Below are 21910 nucleotides of genomic sequence, written 5' to 3'. Positions count from 1 at the left end.
GAAAAATCATTCGTTCTGGTCATTATTGTTTTTTGATGAAAAGCTAACCGGCGAGCAATTTATCACCTTAAACTATTTATGTCATCAATCGTTAAGTAAAACTCATATAATTGATAGTGCCTCACGGCTGACAAATGAGAAAATTTATCATATGATATTGGTTATCATTATCAATGTCATAGGTGGTACCATGTTGCAACGTACGCTGGGCAGTGGATGGGGAGTTCTGCTGCCGGGAATACTTATTGCCGGGCTGGCATTTACTGACCTGTCACTCGACGCATGGAAGGCGATGATTGTATTAGGATTACTACTGACTTCACTCATGTTATACCACAAGCGTTTACGGCACTTTGTTTTATTACCTTCATGCGCGGCGCTGATCGGCGGCATTGTTCTGGTGATGATGAACTGGAATCAGGGATGAGCAAAACAGGGAAGAAAATCGAGAGGGAAATAAGATAATTGGTGCGAGGGGGGGGACTCGAACCCCCACATCCTAAGGACACTAACACCTGAAGCTAGCGCGTCTACCAATTCCGCCACCTTCGCACAGTCATCTTATTTTTTTGATATCGCCTCGTTGGTGCGAGGGGGGGGACTCGAACCCCCACATCCTAAGGACACTAACACCTGAAGCTAGCGCGTCTACCAATTCCGCCACCTTCGCCCAGTGCGAGCAATATCAACGTGGATTATGGTGCGAGGGGGGGGACTTGAACCCCCACGTCCGAAAGGACACTAACACCTGAAGCTAGCGCGTCTACCAATTCCGCCACCTTCGCATACCATCGACACTCAAAAAGTATCGTTACCACGGAGGCGCATTCTAGTTGTTTTCAACTTTTCGTCAATAGTTAATTGTACAGGCCGGGCCGATTGATGCAAAAACGGCCATGTGAATGGCCGTTCACTGCGAGACAATTACGCTTTTTTCGCCTGACGCGTCATGACGGTGCGATAGACCTTGAAGCGCCCGGTCTGCGCGATAACTTCGTGGAAGCCAAACACTTCATCCAGTACTTTCGGATAAGGCAGGAAGGCGTTGGCTACAATACGCAGTTCGCCACCGCTGTTAAGGTGACGCACTGCGCCGCGAATCAGCGTTTGCGCGGCATCCAGGCTAGTCTGCATGCCATCGTGGAACGGCGGGTTGGAGATGATCATATCAAAGCGACCCGTCACGTCAGAAAAGACGTTACTGGCGATGACGTCACCTTCAATACCGTTGGCGGCAAGCGTTGCGCGGCTGGCTTCAACAGCGGCTGCGCTAACATCGCACAGGGTTAAGCGCACTTTTGGCGAGTGGCTGGCAAGCGCGACGGAGAGAACCCCTGCGCCACAACCGACATCCAGAACTTTGCCTTTGGTGTGCGGCGTCAGCGTAGAGAGCAGCAGTTGGCTACCAACATCCAGGCCGTCACGGCTGAATACGCCCGGCAGCGTTTTGATGGTCAGATTGTCGGTCTGGTATTCGTCCCAGTATTTTTCAGCATCAAAAACCGGCTGCTTTTCCAGACGACCGTGGTACAGGCCACAGCGGCGTGCGCTGTCGACTTTGTTCAGCGGTGCGTATTCGGCCAGCATCTGCTCTGCGCTACGTACGCCGCTGCGGTTCTCACCAACAACAAAAATATCGGTACCCACCGGCAACAGCGAAAGAAGGTTCATCAACTGGAACTGGGCTTCAGGTTTATTCTTCGGCCAGTAGTAAATCAGCGTATCGCTATCGCCGACGTCATCGGCTTGAGCGACGAGGCTGAAGCGGACGTTGGCGCCCATCTGGCGGTTAAGCACCTGCCAGTGGTGAAGTTGCTGAGTGTGCGCACGGCTGGCGGCGCTTTCAAAATGGGCAGGCAGGTCATCCTGCAAATCACCGGCAAACAGAATACGGCTTTGTTCGAAATCATCACTGTGGCGCAGCAAGACTTCACTTGCCGGGGTAAAAGCAGACATGGAGTGCTCCTTAAATTGTACAGCGGGGGATTATAGTTGTTTGATGGCACGGATTCGACAAATTTGCTATATTTGCGCCCCTGATTACAGGAGCGTTTCGCTATGACATCCCGACGAGACTGGCAGTTACAGCAACTGGGCATTACGCAGTGGTCGTTGCGTCGTCCTGGCGCACTGCAGGGCGAAATCGCGATTTCCATTCCTGCGCATGTCCGTTTGGTGATGGTTGCTGCACAGTTACCCGCGCTAACCGAACCATTGATGAGCGATATTTTACGCGCATTAACCGTCAGCCCGGATCAGGTTTTACAACTGACGCCTGACCGTGTCGCCATGCTGCCGCAGGGCAGCCGCTGTAATAGCTGGCGGCTGGGAACCGAAGAGCCGCTGCTGCTGGAGGGCGCTCAGGTCGCGAGTCCTGCGTTTAATGAATTACGGGAAAACCCCGCGGCCCGCGCCGCGTTATGGCAACAAATCTGCGCATATGAACACGATTTCTTCCCTCGAACCGACTGATTTACCTGCAGCATTTCAGATTGAAAAACGCGCCCACGCTTTCCCGTGGAGTGAAAAAACCTTTGCCAGCAACCAGGGCGATCGTTACCTCAATTTTCAGTTGAGGGTTGATGACGTGATGGCGGCCTTTGCGATTACGCAGGTCGTGCTGGATGAAGCTACGCTGTTCAATATTGCCGTCGATCCTGACTTTCAGCGCCGGGGCCTGGGGCGTGAGCTGCTGGAATACTTGATCGATGAGCTGGAAAAGCGCGGTATTCTGACGCTGTGGCTTGAGGTTCGCGCCTCGAATGCTGCGGCAATCGCATTGTATGAAAGCCTTGGCTTTAACGAGGCGACGATTCGGCGCAATTACTATCCGACAGCCGATGGTCACGAAGATGCCATCATAATGGCATTGCCAATCAGTATGTAAGACAAGGTGTAATGATGATGAAGTGGGACTGGATTTTCTTTGATGCCGACGAAACGCTGTTTACGTTTGACTCGTTTACTGGCTTACAGCGGATGTTTCTCGACTATAGCATTACCTTTACCGCTGAAGATTTTCAGGACTACCAGGCTGTGAATAAACCGCTGTGGGTGGATTATCAAAACGGTGCGATTACCTCATTACAGCTGCAGCACGCCCGTTTCCAGAGCTGGGCTGAGCGCCTGAAGGTCGAGCCAGGTCAGCTAAACGATGCATTTATTAATGCAATGGCGGAGATCTGCTCGCCGTTGCCAGGGGCGGTTTCGCTGCTCAATGCGATTCGTGATAAAGCGAAAATCGGCATTATTACTAACGGCTTCACGGCGTTGCAGCAAATCCGCCTTGAACGGACGGGACTGCGCGATTATTTCGATCTGCTGGTGATTTCTGAGCAGGTTGGCGTGGCAAAACCTGACTCCCGCATTTTTGACCATGCGCTGGAGCAGGCGGGCAATCCTGACCGTTCCCGCGTGCTGATGGTGGGCGACACCGCAGAGTCCGATATCCTTGGCGGCATTAACGCCGGGCTCTCCACCTGCTGGCTCAATACGCATCATCGCGAGCAGCCTGCGGGCATTCAGCCGACCTGGACGGTCACGTCATTAAGCGAACTGGAGCAGCTCCTGTGTAAACACTGATTGCCTCCCCCCCGTTGATGGGTAAAATAGCCGCAATTTTTCGTATTCAACTTGCACGGCCCGTTGCCGTGTTTACCTAAGAAGATTTGACTATGACGTTGTCTCCTTATTTGCAAGAGGTGGCCAAACGCCGCACTTTTGCCATTATTTCTCACCCGGATGCCGGTAAAACGACAATTACTGAAAAGGTTTTGTTATTCGGACAGGCGATTCAGACCGCCGGCACGGTAAAAGGCCGTGGCTCCAGCCAGCATGCGAAGTCTGACTGGATGGAAATGGAAAAGCAGCGTGGGATCTCCATTACCACCTCCGTGATGCAGTTCCCGTATCATGACTGCCTGGTGAACCTGCTGGACACCCCGGGGCACGAAGACTTCTCCGAAGATACCTATCGTACCCTGACGGCGGTGGACTGCTGTCTGATGGTCATTGATGCCGCGAAAGGCGTTGAGGACAGGACCCGTAAGCTGATGGAAGTTACCCGTCTGCGCGATACGCCGATCCTGACCTTTATGAACAAACTCGACCGTGACATCCGCGACCCGATGGAGCTGCTGGATGAAGTCGAGAACGAACTGAAAATCGGCTGTGCGCCGATCACCTGGCCGATTGGCTGCGGGAAGTTGTTCAAGGGCGTCTATCACCTTTATAAAGACGAAACTTACCTGTATCAGACAGGTAAAGGCCACACCATTCAGGAAGTCCGCATTGTTAAAGGTTTGAACAACCCGGAACTTGATACTGCCGTGGGTGAAGACCTGGCGCAGCAGCTGCGCGACGAGCTGGAACTGGTGCAGGGCGCGTCCAATGAGTTCGACCATGAGCTGTTCCTCGCGGGCGAAATCACTCCGGTCTTCTTTGGTACTGCGCTGGGTAACTTCGGCGTTGATCATATGCTGGATGGCTTAGTGGAGTGGGCGCCTGCGCCGATGCCGCGTAAAACCGACACCCGCGTTGTGGAAGCCTCTGAAGAGAAGTTCACCGGATTCGTGTTTAAAATTCAGGCCAACATGGACCCGAAACACCGTGACCGCGTGGCGTTCATGCGTGTGGTGTCCGGCAAGTATGAGAAAGGCATGAAAATGCGCCAGGTGCGCATTGGTAAAGACGTGGTGATCTCCGATGCGCTGACCTTTATGGCCGGTGACCGTTCTCATGTGGAAGAAGCGTATCCTGGCGATATTCTTGGTTTGCATAACCACGGCACGATCCAGATCGGCGATACCTTTACTCAGGGTGAAATGATGAAGTTCACCGGTATTCCGAACTTTGCACCGGAACTGTTCCGCCGTATCCGTCTGAAAGATCCGTTGAAGCAGAAGCAGTTGCTGAAAGGGCTGGTTCAGCTGTCAGAAGAGGGCGCAGTGCAGGTCTTCCGTCCGATTGCCAACAACGATCTGATTGTAGGTGCCGTCGGTGTGCTGCAGTTCGACGTGGTGGTTTCTCGTCTGAAGAGCGAATACAACGTCGAAGCGATCTACGAGTCGGTCAACGTGGCGACTGCGCGCTGGGTAGAGTGTTCTGACGTGAAAAAATTCGAAGAATTTAAGCGTAAAAACGAAATTCAGCTGGCGCTGGATGGCGGCGATAACCTTACCTACATCGCGCCGACCATGGTTAACCTGAATCTCACCCAGGAACGTTACCCTGACGTTCAGTTCCGCAAGACACGCGAACACTAATCTGCCCCCCAGGGCGCGGTACTCACCGCGCCCTGCAACTTTTCCTGTCTTTTAAATTCCTTGCGGAATGTTCTTAAATCCCCTGGGTTTTGTTTGTTTTTTAATCAACCCAGGCAACAGCCGCGAAATCGTGAACTATATTTAACAATGTGATGACATAAATATCGGCTTTTAATGCTCTTCATTAAGCATTTTGCAGCCCCTTTAGCTGATATTTATTTCAGTCACGAGATTAGTTGCTGGTTCTGACCGCTAAGCGGCAGAACATCGCTATAAGCACAACAAACAGGAATACATCGATGACAATGACAGGACTCAAGATTTCTAAAACGCTACTGGCCGTGATGCTGACTTCCGCTGTCGCAACGGGTTCTGCTTATGCAGAAAACGCCACAATGGATAAAGCGCAATCCGGGCTCGAAAGTGCGGGGCAGAAAGTCGATAGCTCTATGAACAAAGTCGGTAATTTCATGGATGACAGCACCCTCACCGCCAAAGTAAAAGCCGCGCTGGTGGATCACGAAAGCATTAAGAGCACCGATATCTCCGTCAAAACGGACCAGAAAGTGGTGACGTTAAGTGGCTTCGTTGAAAGCCAGGCTCAGGCCGAAGAGGCCGTTAAAGTCGCGAAAGGCGTTGAGGGTGTGACCTCCGTTAGCGACAAACTGCACGTGCGTGACAGCAAAAACACCTCCGTAAAAGGCTATGCCGGTGATACGGCCATCACCAGCGAAGTGAAAGCCAAGCTGCTGGCCGATGACATTGTCCCTTCTCGTAAAGTGAAAGTAGAGACGACCGATGGTGTGGTCCAGCTTTCAGGAACCGTCGATTCACAGGCGCAAAGTGAGCGTGCTGAGAGTATTGCTAAAGCAATTGATGGCGTGAAAAGCGTCAAAAACGACCTCAAAACTCAGTAATTCGACTTAATTCGTCCTCCTGACGTTTGTCGGGAGGCGTATTGTGCACCACACTAAAAATATCGCCGATGAGCTGCCTGAGCGCTCATATCAAGCGGTCGACATTAACTATGGTAAAGGAGAAGCATATGTTTCGATGGGGCATCATATTTCTGGTTATCGCGTTAATTGCCGCCGCTCTGGGATTTGGTGGACTGGCGGGTACCGCAGCAGGTGCTGCAAAAATTGTTTTTGTGGTAGGGATCATTCTGTTTCTGGTCAGCCTGTTTACCGGTCGTAAACGACCCTAGCATGCAACTGCAAAGAAAACCGTAAAGATAACTTGCTACTAAGCCAGTCCACCGGACTGGCTTTTACGGTTTTAGCGCCAGGCAATTTGCGTTACCTTGTTGCTCTATTACAAAAAACAGGAAGGCAGAGGTGGGGCAGAGAATACCCGTCACGCTCGGTAATATAGCGCCGTTATCGTTACGTCCATTTCAACCAGGCAGTATGGCGCTGGTATGCGAAGGTGGAGGGCAGCGGGGGATCTTTACTGCCGGCGTACTGGATGAGTTCATGCGCGCTCAGTTCAATCCTTTCGATCTCTTCTACGGGACATCTGCTGGCGCGCAAAATCTGTCGGCCTATCTCTGTAACCAACCCGGCTACGGGCGCAAAGTGATCATGCGCTACACCACCCGACGTGAGTTTTTTGACCCGGTACGCTTTGTGCGCGGGGGGAACTTAATCGACCTCGACTGGCTGGTGGATTCGACCTCGTCCCAAATGCCGCTGGCAATGGATAACGCCGAACGCCTGTTTGCCGCAGGGAAAACGTTTTATATGTGCGCCTGTCGGGGTGATGACTACACGCCAGGCTATTTTTCGCCGAACCGGCACAATTGGCTGGATCTCATTCGCGCATCCAGTGCGATTCCCGGGTTCTATCGCGCTGGGGTTGCGCTGGATGGGGTGAATTACCTGGATGGAGGAGTCAGTGACGCCATACCCGTTCAGGAGGCGGCGAAGCAAGGGGCGAAAACGCTGGTGGTGATCCGCACCGTGCCTTCGCAAATGTACTACACCCCACAATGGTTCAAACGTATGGAGCGTTGGCTGGGGGAGAGCAGTCTGCAGCCGCTGGTGAATCTGGTTCAACATCATGAAGCCAGCTACCGCGCTATTCAGCGCTTTATCGAAAAACCGCCGGGCAAGCTGCGTATTTTTGAGATCTACCCACCAAAGCCACTCCATAGTATGGCACTGGGGAGTCGCATTCCGGCATTGCGTGAAGACTACAAAACCGGACGCCTGTGCGGGCGCTATTTTTTGGCAACAATTGGTAAAATGCTGGCGAAAAATGCGCCACTGCCTCGTCAGGCGCCGAAGATTGTGGTGCCCAGCCCGGTGGTGGTTCCACCTGCCCCCGTTGCCAACGATGCCCATGCGTCCGTTGCGAGCAGCGCGCCCCTGGCCAACGATACGACGTTTAATAATGAGGATCTGGCGTGAGTCTCCGGTTTATCGATACGCATTGTCATTTTGATTTTCCCCCCTTTACCGGCGATGAGCCAGCCAGTCTTCAGCGTGCGGCTGACGTCGGTGTGCACCATATTATTGTTCCGGCAACGCAGGCGATGAACTTTTCACGCGTATTGGCGTTAGCGGAAAGTTATCCTTCGTTGTATGCCGCGCTGGGCCTGCATCCCATTGTTATTGAAGATCACGATGATGACGGTCTGGACAGGTTGCAACAGGAATTGGAGCAACGACCGCAGAAGCTGGTGGCGGTCGGTGAGATCGGGCTGGATCTCTGGCGTGACGATCCGCAGTTTGATAAGCAGGAAAGGGTGCTGGAAGCACAGCTTAAGCTGGCGAAGCGGTACGATCTTCCGGTGATCCTGCATTCGCGACGCACGCATGACAAGCTGGCGATGTACCTTAAACGCCATGCTTTGCCACGAACAGGCGTGGTGCATGGATTTTCCGGGAGCGTGCAGCAGGCCGAACGCTTTGTGCAACTGGGCTACAAAATTGGCGTGGGTGGCACCATTACCTATCCCCGCGCCAGTAAAACCCGCGAAGTGATGGCGCGATTGCCGCTGGAGTCGCTGTTGCTGGAAACCGACGCGCCGGATATGCCGCTCAACGGCTTTCAGGGACAGCCCAACCGTCCTGAACAGGTCGTCAGAGTATTTGACGCCTTATGCGAGCTGCGCCCTGAACCTGCGGAGGTGATAGCCGAGGCGCTATACCGCAATACAAGGGCGTTGTTTAATGTGTGATTGTTGAGTGCCGGATGCGACGCAAAAGCGTCTTATCCGGCCTACGGGTCGAAGGCATGGGTAGGCCAGATAAGGCATAGCCGCCATCCGGCATTTCACAGATACAAAGCCGGGAAAATCAAATTATCCACCCCGCGCTCGCGCAATCTTTGCGCCAGGTGTTCCACATCCTCCGGCGTGGCGCTCGGCCAGTCTTTTGCTTCGCCGTAAACCCCGTGCGCATGAAAGGCATTTAGCCGCACCGGCACGTCACCTGAACGCTTGATAAACGCCGCCAGCGCATCGATGTGCTGGAGATAATCCACCTGACCAGGAATTATCAGCAGGCGCAGTTCCGCCAGTTTCCCTTGTGCGGATAAAAAGGTAATGCTTTGTTTAATCAGCGTGTTATCGCGGCCTGTCAACTGACGATGGCATGCGCTATCCCAGGCTTTTAAGTCGAGCATCACGCCGTCACACACCGGTAGCAGCTTCTGCCAGCCGGTTTCGCTCAGCATGCCATTGCTGTCCACCATGCAGGTCAGGTGTTGCAACTGCGGATCGGTTTTGATCGCTGAGAATAGCGCAATCACAAAGGGAAGCTGCGTTGTTGCCTCACCGCCGCTAACAGTAATCCCTTCAATAAACAACGATGCCTTACGAATATGGCGCAGCACCTCATCGACGCTCATGGTCTGCGCCATCGGCGTAGCCTGCTGTGGGCACATGTGCAGGCAGGTGTCACATTGCTGGCACTCCTCGGACTGCCACCACACTTTTCCCGCACTCAGGCTGAGCGCCTCATGCGGGCAATGCAGGACACACTCCCCGCAATCGTTGCAGCGTCCCATCGTCCACGGGTTGTGGCAATTTTTACAGCGCAGATTGCACCCCTGCAGAAACAGAGCCAGGCGACTGCCCGGCCCGTCGACGCAGGAGAAAGGGATAATCTTACTTACCGAAGCGCATCTGCTGTTCATGGCTAATCACACGAGGTTGTCGTTCCAGAATACGCGTATTGCGCGCGGCTTCTTCGCCCAGCCAGGTGGTGTTGGTGCGAGAACCTGCGGCACGATATTTTTCCAGATCCGACAGACGCACCATATAACCGGTGACGCGAACCAGATCGTTGCCGCTCACGTTGGCGGTAAACTCACGCATCCCGGCTTTAAATGCGCCGAGGCACAATTGCACCAGCGCCTGAGGATTACGTTTGATGGTTTCGTCCAGCGTGAGAATGTCGCTGATACCGGCGTGATAATACGCGTGATGCGGCGCAACGGTCTGCAGGTGGGTGATCGGGTCCGGTTCATCACCATAAGGCAGGCGAGCGCCCGGCGTGGTGCCGATGTCAGAACTGATCCCCGACTGTGCATGCAGCATCGCGCGCTGCTTCCAGCCATATTTCACCGGCGTGCTTTCTACAAATTCCGCCAGTTGGGCGCTAATGCGATAGCCGAGCTGATTGGCAAACTCATCTTTGCCGTAGCGTGCGTTGCGTCCTGCTTGCTCACACAGCAGGTTTACGGCTTCTGCCAGGCCGTACATGCCAAACATAGGCACAAAACGTTCGGGATCGATCAACCCTTCCTGCACCAGGAAGCTATTCTCAAAGAAATGTGATTTCTCGTAGAGGAATTCACATCGTGAATCAATGATGGCGATTTGCTGTTGGCAGTAATGCGGTAGGGTGCGCGTAAAGAAGTCATCGACAGAGGTGCTGCGCTCTGCGATGGCTTTCAGATTGAGCCTGACCAGCGTACTTCCACCGCCCGCAAGTGGCAGTGAGTTGTAACAACTGACGACGCCGTAGTGGCCTTTTGTGAAAATTTTATCATTTTCAGGGCCGTTAGAAATGTGCGGTTTACTGCATTCGCAAATATTTTGCGCGACGTTGAGCAGCAGATCGTCAGGTGTGATTTGCGGGTCATAAATGAATGTCAGATTGGGCGAAACCTGCTTTAACTCTGCATCTGCACGTAAAATTGCACGGGTAACTGGAGTATCGGCGGGGCCGATATTGGCATGCATAAACGCGTCTGGCAGCGTTCTGTCGAGATAACGCCAGAAACGTTTTATTCGAATATCGATCTCATCTTGTGTTAGAATTCTAACATACGGTTGCAGTAGAGCATCGAGCTGACCGAGATAGACCGGCATCGACGTCACTGACGGAACGTGATGGTACAGGATGGTGAGTAAGGATAATGCGTCATCGAGATCCTTTGCGCCTTCCAGTTCCAGCCATGATGAACCGTTGGCCAGAAAACGCGCGTAATCGGGTAATACGTAGCGCGGTTTGAACGGAGCATGACCTTCGTACATATCGCAGATCACCGCGTCATCCAGCGCCTGGCGTGCCTCAGCAGGAAGTTGCGGGTAAGGCAGCGCGTTTTCAGCCTCCAGCGCCAGAAAGTGGCGTTTCTGCTCAGGGCTGAGCACCGGGCTGGTCACGATTTGTTGGCAACGCTGTTGCAGCGCGAGTTCGCTTGAAGTGGGCATCGTTGATTCCTTTTTGTCCCGAAGGTGTAACGCCATTGTAGAAAGCAACGCAGTGCCAACCTTTGATCCGGATGCGCCTGATGCCACCGGATGCCACCAGTAAAGGTCATTTATTTGAAGTAGATCTCATTAGAGTAATGCAAATCTGTATGTGGTTTTCATTAACTGTGATGTATATCGAAGTGTAATAGCGAGCGGATGTTAGAATACTAACAAACTCGCGAGGTGAAATTTTATACGGCGATGCCGTTGGAGAATGTTATGACCGATTTAACAGCAAGCAGCCTGCGTGCACTGAAACTGATGGACCTGACCACCCTGAATGACGACGACACCAATGAAAAAGTGATCGCGCTGTGTCATCAGGCGAAGACTCCGGTTGGCAACACTGCCGCAATCTGTATCTATCCGCGTTTCATCCCTATTGCGCGTAAGACTCTGAAAGAGCAGGGTACGCCGGACATCCGCATTGCAACCGTCACCAACTTCCCGCATGGTAATGACGACATCGAGATTGCGCTGGCGGAAACCCGCGCGGCGATTGCCTACGGTGCCGACGAAGTTGACGTGGTGTTCCCGTACCGTGCGCTGATCGCCGGTAATGAACAGGTTGGTTTCGATCTGGTTAAAGCGTGTAAAGACGCGTGTGCGGCGGCAAATGTGCTGCTTAAAGTGATCATCGAAACCGGTGAGCTGAAAGAAGAGCAGCTTATTCGTAAAGCGTCTGAAATCTCCATCAAAGCCGGTGCTGATTTCATCAAAACGTCTACCGGTAAAGTGCCGGTCAATGCGACGCCGGAAAGCGCACGCATCATGATGGAAGTGATCCGCGACATGGGTGTTTCTAAAACTGTAGGTTTCAAACCGGCTGGCGGCGTGCGTACTGCAGAAGATGCACAGCAGTTCCTGGCGATTGCCGATGAACTGTTTGGCGCTGACTGGGCTGATTCTCGTCACTACCGTTTTGGCGCATCCAGCCTGCTGGCTAGCTTGCTGAAAGCGCTGGGTCACGGCGACGGTAAGAGCGCAAGCAGCTACTAAGCCCGTAGGCCGGATAAGGCGCAGCCGCCATCCGGCATCAATACGACTGCCGGGTGGCGCGTTGCTTACCCGGCTTACAACGGCCTTCTACTCTTTTCCCCTGGGGGTTACCGTGTTTCTCGCACAAGAAATTATTCGTAAAAAACGTGATGGTCATGCGCTGAGCGATGAAGAGATTCGTTTCTTTATCAATGGGATCCGTGACAACACCATCTCTGAAGGGCAAATCGCCGCCCTGGCGATGACCATTTTCTTCCACGATATGACAATGCCTGAGCGTGTTTCACTGACCATGGCAATGCGTGATTCAGGAACCGTGCTGGACTGGAAAAAACTGCAGTTGAACGGTCCGATTGTGGATAAACACTCTACCGGTGGCGTGGGTGACGTGACGTCACTGATGTTAGGCCCGATGGTTGCAGCCTGCGGTGGCTTTATTCCGATGATTTCCGGGCGTGGCCTGGGACATACCGGCGGCACGCTGGATAAACTGGAAGCGATCCCGGGATTTGACATCTTCCCGGACGACGCCCGTTTCCGTGAAATTATTAAAGACGTGGGTGTGGCGATTATTGGGCAAACCAGCTCGCTCGCACCGGCGGATAAACGTTTTTATGCCACCCGCGATATTACCGCGACGGTGGATTCCATTCCGCTGATCACCGGTTCCATTCTGGCGAAAAAGCTGGCGGAAGGGCTGGATGCGCTGGTGATGGATGTGAAAGTCGGCAGCGGCGCCTTTATGCCGACCTACGAGCTCTCTGAAGCCCTTGCCGAAGCGATAGTTGGCGTGGCGAACGGCGCGGGTGTACGCACCACCGCCTTGTTAACCGATATGAATCAGGTGCTGGCTTCCAGCGCGGGTAACGCGGTTGAAGTCCGCGAAGCTGTGCAGTTCCTGACCGGTGAATACCGCAACCCACGTCTGTTAGACGTCACCATGGCGCTGTGCGTGGAAATGCTGATCTCCGGCAAGCTGGCGAAAGATGACGCCGAAGCCCGTGCGAAATTGCAGGCGGTGCTGGATAACGGCAAAGCGGCAGAGATTTTTGGTCGCATGGTTGCGGCGCAGAAAGGCCCGACCGATTTCGTCGAGAATTATGCGAAGTACCTGCCGACGGCAATGCTCAGCAAAGCGGTATATGCTGATACCGAAGGCTTTGTCAGCGCGATGGATACCCGTGCGCTGGGAATGGCGGTTGTTTCCATGGGCGGCGGTCGTCGTCAGGCATCGGACACCATTGATTACAGCGTTGGCTTTAGCGATATGGCGCGTCTGGGCGACAGCGTAGACGGACAGCGCCCACTGGCGGTGATCCACGCCAAAGACGAAGCCAGCTGGCAGGACGCGGCGAAAGCGGTCAAAGCGGCAATTAGCCTTGACGATAAAGCGCCAGAAATTACACCGACAGTCTATCGTCGTATTACCGAATAACTGTATACTGATCTGATCGCTTTTTTGCGGCGCAGATGTATGGAGAACAAGATGAAACGTGCATTTATTATGGTGCTGGACTCCTTTGGTATTGGTGCGACTGAAGATGCGGATCGCTTTGGCGACGTAGGCTCAGACACTATGGGACACATTGCAGAAGCCTGTGCGAAAGGTGAAGCTGACAATGGTCGCAAAGGCCCACTGAATCTGCCTAACCTGACCCGTCTGGGCCTGGTGAAAGCTCACGAAGGTTCTACCGGCAAAATTGCTGCCGGCATGGACGGTAATGCGGAAGTGATTGGTGCCTACGCCTGGGCGCATGAACTCTCTTCCGGGAAAGATACGCCGTCTGGTCACTGGGAAATCGCGGGTGTGCCGGTTCTGTTTGACTGGGGTTACTTCTCCGATCATGAAAACAGCTTCCCGCAGGAACTGCTGGATAAGCTGGTAAAACGTGCCAACCTGCCGGGCTACCTCGGTAACTGCCACTCTTCCGGTACCGTGATTCTGGATCAGTTGGGTGAAGAGCATATGAAAACCGGCAAGCCGATTTTCTATACCTCCGCTGACTCCGTGTTCCAGATTGCCTGTCACGAAGAGACTTTTGGCCTGGATAAACTCTACGAGCTGTGCGAAATCGCCCGTGAAGAGCTGACCGAAGGTGGTTACAACATCGGTCGTGTTATCGCCCGTCCGTTTATCGGTGATAAAGCCGGTAACTTCCAGCGTACCGGTAACCGTCACGACCTGGCCGTTGAGCCGCCAGCACCGACCGTGCTGCAGAAACTGGTCGACGAGAAAGATGGCCACGTGGTTTCCGTTGGTAAAATCGCGGATATCTATGCGAACTGCGGCATCACCAAAAAAGTGAAAGCCACCGGTCTGGACGCGCTGTTTGACGCCACCATCAAAGAGATGAAAGAAGCGGGTGATAAGACCATCGTCTTTACTAACTTCGTTGATTTCGACTCTTCCTGGGGCCACCGTCGCGATATCGCCGGTTATGCTGCAGGTCTGGAACTGTTCGACCGCCGTTTGCCTGAGCTGATGGAGCTGGTGGGTGAAGATGACATTCTGATCCTGACCGCTGACCACGGCTGCGACCCAAGCTGGACCGGCACTGACCACACCCGTGAACACATTCCGGTACTGGTTTACGGCCCGAAAGTGAAACCAGGTTCTTTAGGCCACCGTGAAACCTTCGCGGATATCGGCCAGACGCTGGCGAGCTACTTTGGTACGTCGCCGATGGACTACGGTAAAAACATGCTCTGATGCAATTGCCCGGTGGCGCTTCGCTTACCGGGCCTACGGTTTTGTAGGCCGGGTAAGGCGCAGCCGCCACCCGGCAAAAACAACAATATAAAAGGAACTGAAGATGGCAACTCCACATATTAATGCAGAAATGGGTGATTTCGCTGACGTCGTATTGATGCCGGGCGACCCGCTGCGTGCGAAGCATATTGCTGAAACTTTCCTCGAAGATGTCCGTGAAGTGAACAACGTTCGCGGCATGTTAGGTTTCACCGGTACCTACAAAGGCCGTAAGATCTCCGTGATGGGCCACGGTATGGGTATCCCGTCTTGCTCCATCTACACCAAAGAGTTGATCACCGATTTCGGCGTGAAGAAAATCATTCGCGTAGGCTCCTGTGGCGCCGTGCGTATGGACGTCAAACTGCGTGACGTGGTTATCGGCATGGGTGCCTGCACCGATTCCAAAGTTAACCGTATCCGCTTTAAAGATCATGATTTCGCGGCTATCGCTGACTTCGACATGGTGCGTAACGCCGTTGATGCGGCAAAAGCACTGGGCGTAGACGCGCGCGTGGGTAACCTGTTCTCCGCTGACCTGTTCTACTCTCCGGACGGCGAAATGTTCGACGTGATGGAAAAATACGGCGTGCTGGGCGTGGAAATGGAAGCGGCGGGCATCTACGGCGTTGCTGCTGAGTTTGGTGCGAAAGCGCTGACCATCTGCACCGTGTCCGACCATATCCGTACTCACGAACAGACCACTGCCGCTGAACGTCAGACGACCTTCAACGACATGATCAAAATCGCACTGGAATCCGTTCTGCTGGGCGATAAAGAGTAAGTGTTGTGTTGCCCGGTGGCGCTGCGCTTACCGGGCCTACAGCAGTATGTAGGCCGGATAAGGCGCAGCTGCCATCCGGCAATTTTTCGCACTAACTGCGAGCCTCCTTCCTGAATTATCCTCTTCGTATTGCCATTGACTATTAACCCGTTATGTTCGAGCTTTGTTTAAGGAATAAACAAAATGTCGAACTATCGTCGTTATTACATCAACGGTGGAACCTGGTTTTTCACCGTGAATCTGAAAAACCGGAAAAGCGATTTGCTTGTCCGCCAGATTACGGAATTACGCTCTGCTATTCGCCGAGTGCAAGAGACAAAGCCTTTTCAGATAGATGCGTTTGTCGTGTTACCTGAGCATTTGCATTGCATATGGACGCTTCCTGAGCACGATTGTGACTTCTCGTCCCGTTGGCGAGAGCTTAAAAAATTTTTTACCAAATCGATAATGTGCCATGAGATGTGGCAACCTCGCTTCTGGGAACACGCAATTCGTGATGACGAAGATTATCGTCGCCATAAAGATTACATCTACATCAATCCAGTGAAACATGGCTGGGTGACACGTGTGCAGGATTGGCCGTTTTCGACGTTTCATCGCGATGTTCGGGAAGGGATTTACCCCATTGATTGGGCGGGGGAAATGAGCGATTTTGAGGCCGGGGAGCGTCGGTAATGCCCGGTGGCGCTGCGCTTACCGGGTCTACGGGAATGCCGCTATTAATGCCTGATGGCGCTTCGCTTATCAGGCCTACGGGAGCGGTCTTGTAGGCCGGATAAGGCGCAGCCGCCATCCGGCAATTCGCCACCAATCGCTTAACGCACGGCCTTCGTTACCCACGCTGCCAGCTCACGCAACTCGCTTTCCTGATCCGGATATTCCGCAACCAGCGTTTCACAAGTCTGCTGTAAAATATCGGCACGATACTGGCAACCCTGTAGCCGCTCTGCCAGTACTTCCAGCGGCGCGGGATTGAGGCTATCGGTGTAGACCTGGGTGCGGGTAATCACGCCTTTTTCAACGTCGAAATGCAGCTCAACGCCGCCCCAGGTGAAACGCTCGTCCAACAGGTGCGAGAAGGCCGGCGCCTGACCAAAGTTCCACTCCCAACTGCTCTGGCGGGCAAAGGTTTCGGCAAAGTTCGGCAGATCCGGCGCTTTGTCCGGGGAGATAATCTCGGCTTCTACGCGTTCGCCGTAGTGGGCGAAAAAGGCTTCCGTAATGGCCTGACAGACCTGTTGATGAGTGATGCCCGGTAACAGTTCGGTCAAATTCGCCACGCGCGAGCGAACCGAGGTGATGCCTTTAGCGGCAAGTTTCTTTTTATCGGGATTGAGATAGTTTGCCAGGCGGCTGAGATTGGCATTCAGCAATAGCGTACCGTGGTGGAATCCGCGATCTTTCGTTTCGCGATAGGCAGAACCAGAGACTTTACGATCGCCGTCCGGCGTTTTCACCACCAGATCGTTACGCCCGGAGGCATCAGCCTCTACGCCCAGCGTATTCAGCGCATTGAGGACTATTGCCGTGGAGATGGTTTTGTCGTATTCCGGTTTACCGGCCATAAAGGTAAAGCAGGTATTACCTAAGTCATGGAACACCGCGCCGCCGCCGCTGCTGCGACGGGCGAGCCGGACGTTATCCTCTTCCATTCGGCGGGTATTACACTCTTTCCACGGGTTTTGCGCCCGGCCAATCACCACCGTATCGGCGTTACGCCACAAGAACAGGACGCGCTGCGTGGCGGGCATCTGGCGGAAAATGCACTCTTCAACGGCCAGGTTAAACCAGGGATCGTGAGAGTCAGAGATAAGCAGGCGTAGTGTGGTCATGGTCGATTTCCTTTCTTTGAATTACTCTTTTTTCTCGTTGTCTTCTTCCTGCACCGGTTTGTTGGCGGTCAGCAGGAAAGGAGATTGCTGCCAGCGGGTACGCTTGCCTTGCAATAATGTACGTGTGAGGACGACACCAATAGCCAGTGACAGAAGCAGCATCAGGCGTAAGATGTTGGTGGTGTTGTCTACCTGCTTCGCTTCGGTGGCAAGCGTGTGGGTATCCAACGTCAGGCGCAGATAACCCAGCGGGCCGTTTCTCCCCTGAATGGGCTCAACGATTTGCTGATTAAAATAGCCCCCGGCTTTTTTGCCATCGAGCGCCAGCCGGTCACGGACATCGACACTCTCACCAGTGCGGGTAATCAGATCGCCCTGCTCATCGTACACGCCCGCATCCAGAATACGGCTACTCTCCGTCAACTGTGTGAGCACCGTTTTAATGCGCTTTTCATCCGGCGTTTCGGTACGCATCAGCGGGGCGACGTTTAACGCAACCTGGCGAGCCAGCGTGCGGGCCAGCTCTTCGAGCTGCGGATTACGCTGCTGCTGGTGGCTTTGACTGAACCAGGATGCGCCCTGCATCAGCGCGACGAGCAGCGCAAGGCAGGACAATACAATCACTGCACGATGAAGTCGGAATTTCAGTTTTGTGCGAGCCATATTCCACCTGCTGAAAATTTGAGACTTAATGTTGCCAGAAGCGCTGGTTACAGGGTAGCCTCATGCGTTATTTTCCCCTGATGATTCCGACCCGAACGATTTTACAGGAGCTTTAATGCCTAACATTACCTGGTGCGATCTACCTGAAGATGTCTCTCTGTGGCCAGGTCTGCCCCTCTCTTTAAGCGGTGATGAAGTCATGCCGCTGGATTACCACGCGGGCCGCAGTGGCTGGCTGCTGTACGGTCGTGGGCTGGATAAACAACGTTTAACGCAATACCAGAGCAAACTGGGCGCGGCGATGGTGATCGTGGCGGCGTGGTGCGTTGAGGATTATCAGGTGATTCGTCTGGCGGGCTCGTTAACGCCGCGTGCGGCAAAACTGGCGCATGATGCCAAACTGGATGTTGCCCCGTTGGGTAAAATTCCGCATTTGCGCACGCCGGGTTTGCTGGTGATGGACATGGATTCAACGGCTATCCAGATCGAATGCATTGATGAAATTGCCAAACTGGCCGGGACCGGTGAAATGGTTGCCGAAGTCACCGAACGTGCGATGCGCGGCGAGCTGGATTTTACCGCCAGCCTGCGCAGCCGCGTAGCGACGCTGAAGGGGGCTGATGCCAACATTCTGCACCAGGTGCGCGAAACATTGCCGCTGATGCCAGGCCTGACTCAGCTGGTGTTAAAACTGGAAACGCTCGGCTGGAAAGTGGCTATCGCTTCTGGCGGGTTTACTTTCTTTGCCGATTATCTGCGTAACAAGCTGCGCCTGACGGCAGCTGTAGCGAATGAGCTGGAGATCATGGACGGTAAATTCACCGGCAACGTGATCGGCGATATCGTCGATGCGCAGTACAAAGCCAGTACTCTGACCCGCCTGGCGCAAGAGTATGAAATCCCGATGGCGCAGACGGTAGCGATCGGCGATGGCGCCAACGATCTGCCGATGATCAAAACGGCCGGGCTGGGCATTGCGTATCATGCGAAACCGAAAGTGAATGAAAAGACGGAGATTACTATCCGTCACGCTGACCTGATGGGCGTGTTCTGCATTCTCTCCGGCAGCATGAACCAGAAATAATGAGGTAAAACGTGGCAAAAGCTCCTAAACGCGCCTTTGTTTGTAATGAATGTGGGGCCGATTACCCGCGCTGGCAGGGGCAATGCAGCGCCTGTCAGGCCTGGAACACCATAACCGAGGTGCGCCTTGCCGCGTCGCCAACGGTGGCGCGCAACGAGCGACTCAGCGGTTATGCCGGAAATGCGGGCGTCGCAAAAGTGCAGAAGCTCTCTGACATCAGCCTTGAGGAACTGCCGCGTTTTTCCACCGGATTTAAAGAGTTCGACCGCGTGCTGGGCGGTGGTGTGGTACCCGGCAGCGCCATACTGATTGGCGGTAACCCCGGCGCGGGTAAATCAACGCTGCTGTTGCAAACGCTGTGCAGGCTCGCCGAGCAGATGAAAACCCTGTACGTCACCGGCGAAGAGTCGCTGCAACAGGTGGCGATGCGCGCGCATCGACTTGGCCTGCCGACGGCGAACCTGAACATGCTGTCTGAAACCAGTATCGAACAAATTTGCCTGATTGCGGAAGAAGAACAGCCGAAGCTGATGGTGATCGACTCCATTCAGGTGATGCATATGGCGGACATTCAGTCTTCGCCGGGCAGCGTGGCGCAGGTGCGTGAAACCGCGGCTTACCTGACGCGCTTTGCCAAAACGCGCGGCGTAGCGATTGTGATGGTCGGCCACGTTACCAAAGACGGCTCGTTGGCCGGGCCGAAGGTGCTGGAGCACTGTATTGACTGCTCGGTGTTGCTCGACGGTGACGCCGATTCCCGATTTCGCACTCTGCGTAGCCATAAAAACCGCTTTGGCGCGGTGAATGAGCTGGGCGTCTTCGCTATGACCGAACAGGGGCTACGCGAAGTCAGCAACCCGTCTGCAATCTTCTTAAGCCGTGGTGATGAAGTCACTTCCGGTAGTTCGGTGATGGTGGTCTGGGAAGGTACGCGCCCGCTGCTGGTAGAGATTCAGGCGCTGGTCGACCACTCAATGATGGCGAACCCACGTCGCGTGGCGGTCGGTCTGGAACAAAACCGTCTGGCGATTCTGCTGGCGGTGTTACATCGCCATGGCGGTTTGCAGATGGCGGATCAGGACGTGTTCGTCAATGTGGTGGGTGGCGTAAAAGTCACTGAAACCAGCGCCGACCTGGCGTTGCTGCTGGCGATGGTTTCCAGCTTACGCGACAGACCGCTACCGCAGGATCTGGTGGTCTTTGGTGAAGTGGGGCTGGCGGGAGAAATCCGCCCAGTGCCCAGCGGTCAGGAGCGTATTTCGGAAGCGGCGAAGCACGGCTTTCGCCGGGCGATTGTTCCTGCCGCCAACGTACCGAAAAAAGTGCCGGAAGGGATGCAGGTCTTTGGCGTTAAGAAGCTTGCTGATGCGTTAAGCGTGTTTGATGACTTATAATTCTCTGTATGCACTGATGTTGTATAATTTCCCGGATGGCGACGCAATGCGTCTTATCCGGCCTACGGATTGATGTTGTAGGCCTGATAAGCGCAGCGCCATCAGGCATTGTTACATGTTTTTTCAGCAGGAGGCTCTTGTGTCATTTGATTATCTGAAAACCGCCATTAAGCAAAAGGGCTGTACCCTGCAACAGGTGGCGGATGCCAGTGGCATGACCAAGGGATATCTAAGCCAACTGCTGAATGCCAAAATTAAAAGCCCCAGCGCGCAAAAGCTGGAGGCGTTGCACCGTTTTCTCGGACTGGAGTTTCCGCGTCAGCAGAAAAATATCGGTGTGGTATTCGGTAAGTTTTATCCGCTGCATACCGGCCATATCTATCTTATCCAGCGCGCCTGTAGCCAGGTAGATGAACTGCATATCATTATGGGCTATGACGACACGCGCGATAGAAGCCTGTTTGAAGACAGCGCTATGTCACAACAACCCACGGTTCCCGATCGTCTGCGTTGGCTGTTGCAGACCTTCAAATATCAGAAAAACATCCGTATCCATGCCTTCAATGAGGAAGGCATGGAGCCTTATCCGCACGGTTGGGATGTGTGGAGCAACGGCATCAAAACGTTTATGCAGGAGAAAGGGATCCAGCCAAACTGGATCTACACCTCTGAAGAATCTGATGCTCCGCAATATCTTGAACATCTGGGCATTGAAACGGTACTGGTTGATCCCAAACGGACGTTTATGAGCATCAGCGGCGGGCAAATCCGTGAGAACCCGTTTCGCTACTGGGAATATATCCCGACTGAAGTGAAGCCGTTTTTCGTGCGCACCGTGGCGATCCTCGGCGGGGAGTCGAGCGGTAAATCGACGCTGGTGAATAAGCTCGCCAATATCTTCAACACCACCAGTGCGTGGGAATATGGGCGTGATTACGTCTTTTCCCATTTGGGTGGTGATGAGATGGCGTTACAATATTCCGACTACGATAAAATCGCTCTGGGACAAGCGCAATACATTGATTTTGCAGTTAAGTATGCCAATAAAGTGGCGTTCATCGACACCGATTTCGTGACCACTCAGGCTTTCTGCAAAAAATATGAAGGGCGTGAACACCCGTTTGTGCAGGCGTTGATTGATGAGTATCGCTTTGACCTGGTGATCCTGCTGGAAAACAACACCCCGTGGGTGGCAGATGGCTTGCGCAGCCTTGGCAGCTCAGTTGACAGAAAAGCGTTTCAGACGCTGCTGGTCGAGATGCTGCAGGAGAACAATATCAATTTTGTGCACGTTCAGGACCCGGACTACGATGGTCGCTTCCTGCGCTGCGTGGAGTTGGTGAAAGAGTTGATGGGCGAACAGAGATAGTTTAAATGCCGGATGGCGCTGCGATTATCCGGCCTACAAGTCGCACTAACCTCGTAGGCCAGATA

General features: G+C 53.7%; 22 protein-coding genes and 3 tRNA genes. 17 read left to right on the top strand and 8 right to left on the bottom strand.

All coding sequences use genetic code 11. The annotated features are described in order from the left end of the window. The first annotated feature begins 190 nt into the window (after positions 1–190). A complete protein-coding gene (locus OGX91_RS14930) occupies positions 191–427 on the top strand; it encodes a DUF1435 domain-containing protein (RefSeq protein WP_082031706.1) in 237 nt (78 codons plus the stop codon). Between the two features lie 39 nt (positions 428–466). Here the strand turns inward: OGX91_RS14930 and OGX91_RS14925 are convergent. The 4 genes from OGX91_RS14925 to rsmC form a co-directional block, all read right to left on the bottom strand. Further along, positions 467–552: transfer RNA gene (locus OGX91_RS14925), tRNA-Leu, on the bottom strand. A gap of 32 nt (positions 553–584) precedes the next feature. Beyond that, positions 585–670 (bottom strand) — tRNA-Leu (locus OGX91_RS14920). A gap of 28 nt (positions 671–698) precedes the next feature. Further along, a tRNA-Leu gene (locus tag OGX91_RS14915) sits at positions 699–785 on the bottom strand. A gap of 139 nt (positions 786–924) precedes the next feature. Beyond that, entirely contained in the window at positions 925–1956 is a 1032-nt protein-coding gene (gene rsmC, locus OGX91_RS14910) for a 16S rRNA (guanine(1207)-N(2))-methyltransferase RsmC (protein ID WP_286626648.1), read from the bottom strand. A 102-nt stretch (positions 1957–2058) separates the two neighbouring features. On the opposite strand from rsmC, the gene holD reads away from it, so the two are divergent. From holD to OGX91_RS14870, 8 genes are all read left to right on the top strand, one after another. Further along, a complete protein-coding gene (holD, locus tag OGX91_RS14905) occupies positions 2059–2472 on the top strand; it encodes a DNA polymerase III subunit psi (protein WP_005123886.1) in 414 nt (137 codons plus the stop codon). Beyond that, positions 2441–2887 carry a ribosomal protein S18-alanine N-acetyltransferase gene (gene rimI, locus OGX91_RS14900; protein ID WP_005123887.1) on the top strand — a complete coding sequence of 149 codons (447 nt, stop codon included), beginning with the start codon at positions 2441–2443 and terminating at the stop codon, positions 2885–2887. Before holD ends, rimI begins: the two co-directional genes overlap by 32 nt. 17 nt (positions 2888–2904) lie before the next feature. Beyond that, positions 2905–3582, top strand: a complete 678-nt coding sequence (yjjG, locus tag OGX91_RS14895) for a pyrimidine 5'-nucleotidase (RefSeq protein ID WP_005123888.1) — start codon at positions 2905–2907, stop codon at positions 3580–3582. Between the two features lie 92 nt (positions 3583–3674). After that, the gene (prfC, locus tag OGX91_RS14890) at positions 3675–5264 is read left to right on the top strand and encodes a peptide chain release factor 3 (protein WP_005123889.1); all 1590 of its coding nucleotides are present in this window, start codon (positions 3675–3677) and stop codon (positions 5262–5264) included. 299 nt (positions 5265–5563) lie between these two features. Continuing rightward, positions 5564–6181 (top strand): molecular chaperone OsmY, encoded by a 618-nt coding sequence (osmY, locus tag OGX91_RS14885; RefSeq protein WP_005123891.1) that lies wholly within the window; start codon positions 5564–5566, stop codon positions 6179–6181. Between the two features lie 128 nt (positions 6182–6309). Further along, positions 6310–6471: a DUF1328 domain-containing protein gene (locus tag OGX91_RS14880; protein WP_003019081.1), complete on the top strand. Its 162-nt coding sequence runs from the start codon at positions 6310–6312 to the stop codon at positions 6469–6471. 130 nt (positions 6472–6601) lie between these two features. Beyond that, entirely contained in the window at positions 6602–7675 is a 1074-nt protein-coding gene (locus OGX91_RS14875; protein WP_286626647.1) for a patatin-like phospholipase family protein, read from the top strand. Continuing rightward, complete coding sequence (locus tag OGX91_RS14870) at positions 7672–8448, top strand: metal-dependent hydrolase (RefSeq protein ID WP_286626646.1); 777 nt, start codon at positions 7672–7674, stop codon at positions 8446–8448. The genes OGX91_RS14875 and OGX91_RS14870 overlap by 4 nt, the downstream gene beginning before the upstream one ends. Positions 8449–8543: 95 nt before the next feature. Here the strand turns inward: OGX91_RS14870 and OGX91_RS14865 are convergent, their stop codons facing one another. Beyond that, positions 8544–9407 (bottom strand): YjjW family glycine radical enzyme activase, encoded by an 864-nt coding sequence (locus OGX91_RS14865; RefSeq protein ID WP_286626645.1) that lies wholly within the window; start codon positions 9405–9407, stop codon positions 8544–8546. Beyond that, positions 9379–10929 (bottom strand): YjjI family glycine radical enzyme, encoded by a 1551-nt coding sequence (locus tag OGX91_RS14860; RefSeq protein ID WP_286626644.1) that lies wholly within the window; start codon positions 10927–10929, stop codon positions 9379–9381. Before OGX91_RS14860 ends, OGX91_RS14865 begins: the two co-directional genes overlap by 29 nt. 261 nt (positions 10930–11190) lie before the next feature. On the opposite strand from OGX91_RS14860, the gene deoC reads away from it, so the two are divergent. The 5 genes from deoC (at position 11191) to OGX91_RS14835 (ending at position 16178) form a co-directional block, all read left to right on the top strand. After that, on the top strand, positions 11191–11970 hold the full coding sequence (gene deoC, locus OGX91_RS14855) for a deoxyribose-phosphate aldolase (RefSeq protein ID WP_223237018.1): 780 nt from the start codon (positions 11191–11193) through the stop codon (positions 11968–11970). 112 nt (positions 11971–12082) lie between these two features. Then, entirely contained in the window at positions 12083–13405 is a 1323-nt protein-coding gene (deoA, locus tag OGX91_RS14850; RefSeq protein ID WP_188232432.1) for a thymidine phosphorylase, read from the top strand. A gap of 51 nt (positions 13406–13456) precedes the next feature. Then, entirely contained in the window at positions 13457–14680 is a 1224-nt protein-coding gene (deoB, locus tag OGX91_RS14845; RefSeq protein ID WP_003019037.1) for a phosphopentomutase, read from the top strand. Positions 14681–14783: 103 nt separating this feature from the next. Next, complete coding sequence (deoD, locus tag OGX91_RS14840) at positions 14784–15503, top strand: purine-nucleoside phosphorylase (protein ID WP_000224864.1); 720 nt, start codon at positions 14784–14786, stop codon at positions 15501–15503. A gap of 183 nt (positions 15504–15686) precedes the next feature. Then, positions 15687–16178 carry an REP-associated tyrosine transposase gene (locus OGX91_RS14835; protein ID WP_155021504.1) on the top strand — a complete coding sequence of 164 codons (492 nt, stop codon included), beginning with the start codon at positions 15687–15689 and terminating at the stop codon, positions 16176–16178. A 140-nt stretch (positions 16179–16318) separates the two neighbouring features. Here the strand turns inward: OGX91_RS14835 and lplA are convergent, their stop codons facing one another. Both lplA and OGX91_RS14825 read right to left on the bottom strand, forming a co-directional pair. Next, positions 16319–17335 (bottom strand): lipoate--protein ligase, encoded by a 1017-nt coding sequence (gene lplA, locus OGX91_RS14830; RefSeq protein WP_286626643.1) that lies wholly within the window; start codon positions 17333–17335, stop codon positions 16319–16321. Between the two features lie 21 nt (positions 17336–17356). After that, positions 17357–17998 carry a YtjB family periplasmic protein gene (locus OGX91_RS14825; RefSeq protein ID WP_040230199.1) on the bottom strand — a complete coding sequence of 214 codons (642 nt, stop codon included), beginning with the start codon at positions 17996–17998 and terminating at the stop codon, positions 17357–17359. Positions 17999–18113: 115 nt separating this feature from the next. On the opposite strand from OGX91_RS14825, the gene serB reads away from it, so the two are divergent. From serB to nadR, 3 genes are all read left to right on the top strand, one after another. Beyond that, complete coding sequence (gene serB / locus OGX91_RS14820) at positions 18114–19082, top strand: phosphoserine phosphatase (RefSeq protein WP_003019027.1); 969 nt, start codon at positions 18114–18116, stop codon at positions 19080–19082. An 11-nt stretch (positions 19083–19093) separates the two neighbouring features. Next, a complete protein-coding gene (radA, locus tag OGX91_RS14815) occupies positions 19094–20476 on the top strand; it encodes a DNA repair protein RadA (protein ID WP_001728171.1) in 1383 nt (460 codons plus the stop codon). Positions 20477–20615: 139 nt separating this feature from the next. Then, positions 20616–21845 (top strand): multifunctional transcriptional regulator/nicotinamide-nucleotide adenylyltransferase/ribosylnicotinamide kinase NadR, encoded by a 1230-nt coding sequence (gene nadR / locus OGX91_RS14810; RefSeq protein ID WP_371414855.1) that lies wholly within the window; start codon positions 20616–20618, stop codon positions 21843–21845. The last annotated feature ends 65 nt before the right edge of the window (positions 21846–21910 follow it).

The sequence above is a fragment of the Citrobacter sp. Cpa228 genome, from assembly GCF_030333085.1.
Lineage (GTDB): Bacteria > Pseudomonadota > Gammaproteobacteria > Enterobacterales > Enterobacteriaceae > Citrobacter > Citrobacter pasteurii.
This window is presented reverse-complemented; position numbering and strand designations above follow the sequence as displayed.

What these genes read in the sequence shown, in the direction of transcription:
- yjjG (WP_005123888.1), top strand. Translation starts at nt 2,905, where the DNA reads ATGAAGTGGGACTGGATTTTCTTTGATGCCGACGAAACGCTGTTTACG.
- osmY (WP_005123891.1), top strand. Translation starts at nt 5,564, where the DNA reads ATGACAATGACAGGACTCAAGATTTCTAAAACGCTACTGGCCGTGATG.
- deoC (WP_223237018.1), top strand. Translation starts at nt 11,191, where the DNA reads ATGACCGATTTAACAGCAAGCAGCCTGCGTGCACTGAAACTGATGGAC.
- serB (WP_003019027.1), top strand. Translation starts at nt 18,114, where the DNA reads ATGCCTAACATTACCTGGTGCGATCTACCTGAAGATGTCTCTCTGTGG.
- OGX91_RS14880 (WP_003019081.1), top strand. Translation starts at nt 6,310, where the DNA reads ATGTTTCGATGGGGCATCATATTTCTGGTTATCGCGTTAATTGCCGCC.
- OGX91_RS14835 (WP_155021504.1), top strand. Translation starts at nt 15,687, where the DNA reads ATGTCGAACTATCGTCGTTATTACATCAACGGTGGAACCTGGTTTTTC.
- deoD (WP_000224864.1), top strand. Translation starts at nt 14,784, where the DNA reads ATGGCAACTCCACATATTAATGCAGAAATGGGTGATTTCGCTGACGTC.
- lplA (WP_286626643.1), bottom strand. Translation starts at nt 17,335, where the DNA reads ATGACCACACTACGCCTGCTTATCTCTGACTCTCACGATCCCTGGTTT.
- deoB (WP_003019037.1), top strand. Translation starts at nt 13,457, where the DNA reads ATGAAACGTGCATTTATTATGGTGCTGGACTCCTTTGGTATTGGTGCG.
- prfC (WP_005123889.1), top strand. Translation starts at nt 3,675, where the DNA reads ATGACGTTGTCTCCTTATTTGCAAGAGGTGGCCAAACGCCGCACTTTT.
- rsmC (WP_286626648.1), bottom strand. Translation starts at nt 1,956, where the DNA reads ATGTCTGCTTTTACCCCGGCAAGTGAAGTCTTGCTGCGCCACAGTGAT.
- OGX91_RS14930 (WP_082031706.1), top strand. Translation starts at nt 191, where the DNA reads ATGTTGCAACGTACGCTGGGCAGTGGATGGGGAGTTCTGCTGCCGGGA.
- OGX91_RS14865 (WP_286626645.1), bottom strand. Translation starts at nt 9,407, where the DNA reads ATGAACAGCAGATGCGCTTCGGTAAGTAAGATTATCCCTTTCTCCTGC.
- holD (WP_005123886.1), top strand. Translation starts at nt 2,059, where the DNA reads ATGACATCCCGACGAGACTGGCAGTTACAGCAACTGGGCATTACGCAG.
- rimI (WP_005123887.1), top strand. Translation starts at nt 2,441, where the DNA reads ATGAACACGATTTCTTCCCTCGAACCGACTGATTTACCTGCAGCATTT.
- OGX91_RS14825 (WP_040230199.1), bottom strand. Translation starts at nt 17,998, where the DNA reads ATGGCTCGCACAAAACTGAAATTCCGACTTCATCGTGCAGTGATTGTA.
- OGX91_RS14860 (WP_286626644.1), bottom strand. Translation starts at nt 10,929, where the DNA reads ATGCCCACTTCAAGCGAACTCGCGCTGCAACAGCGTTGCCAACAAATC.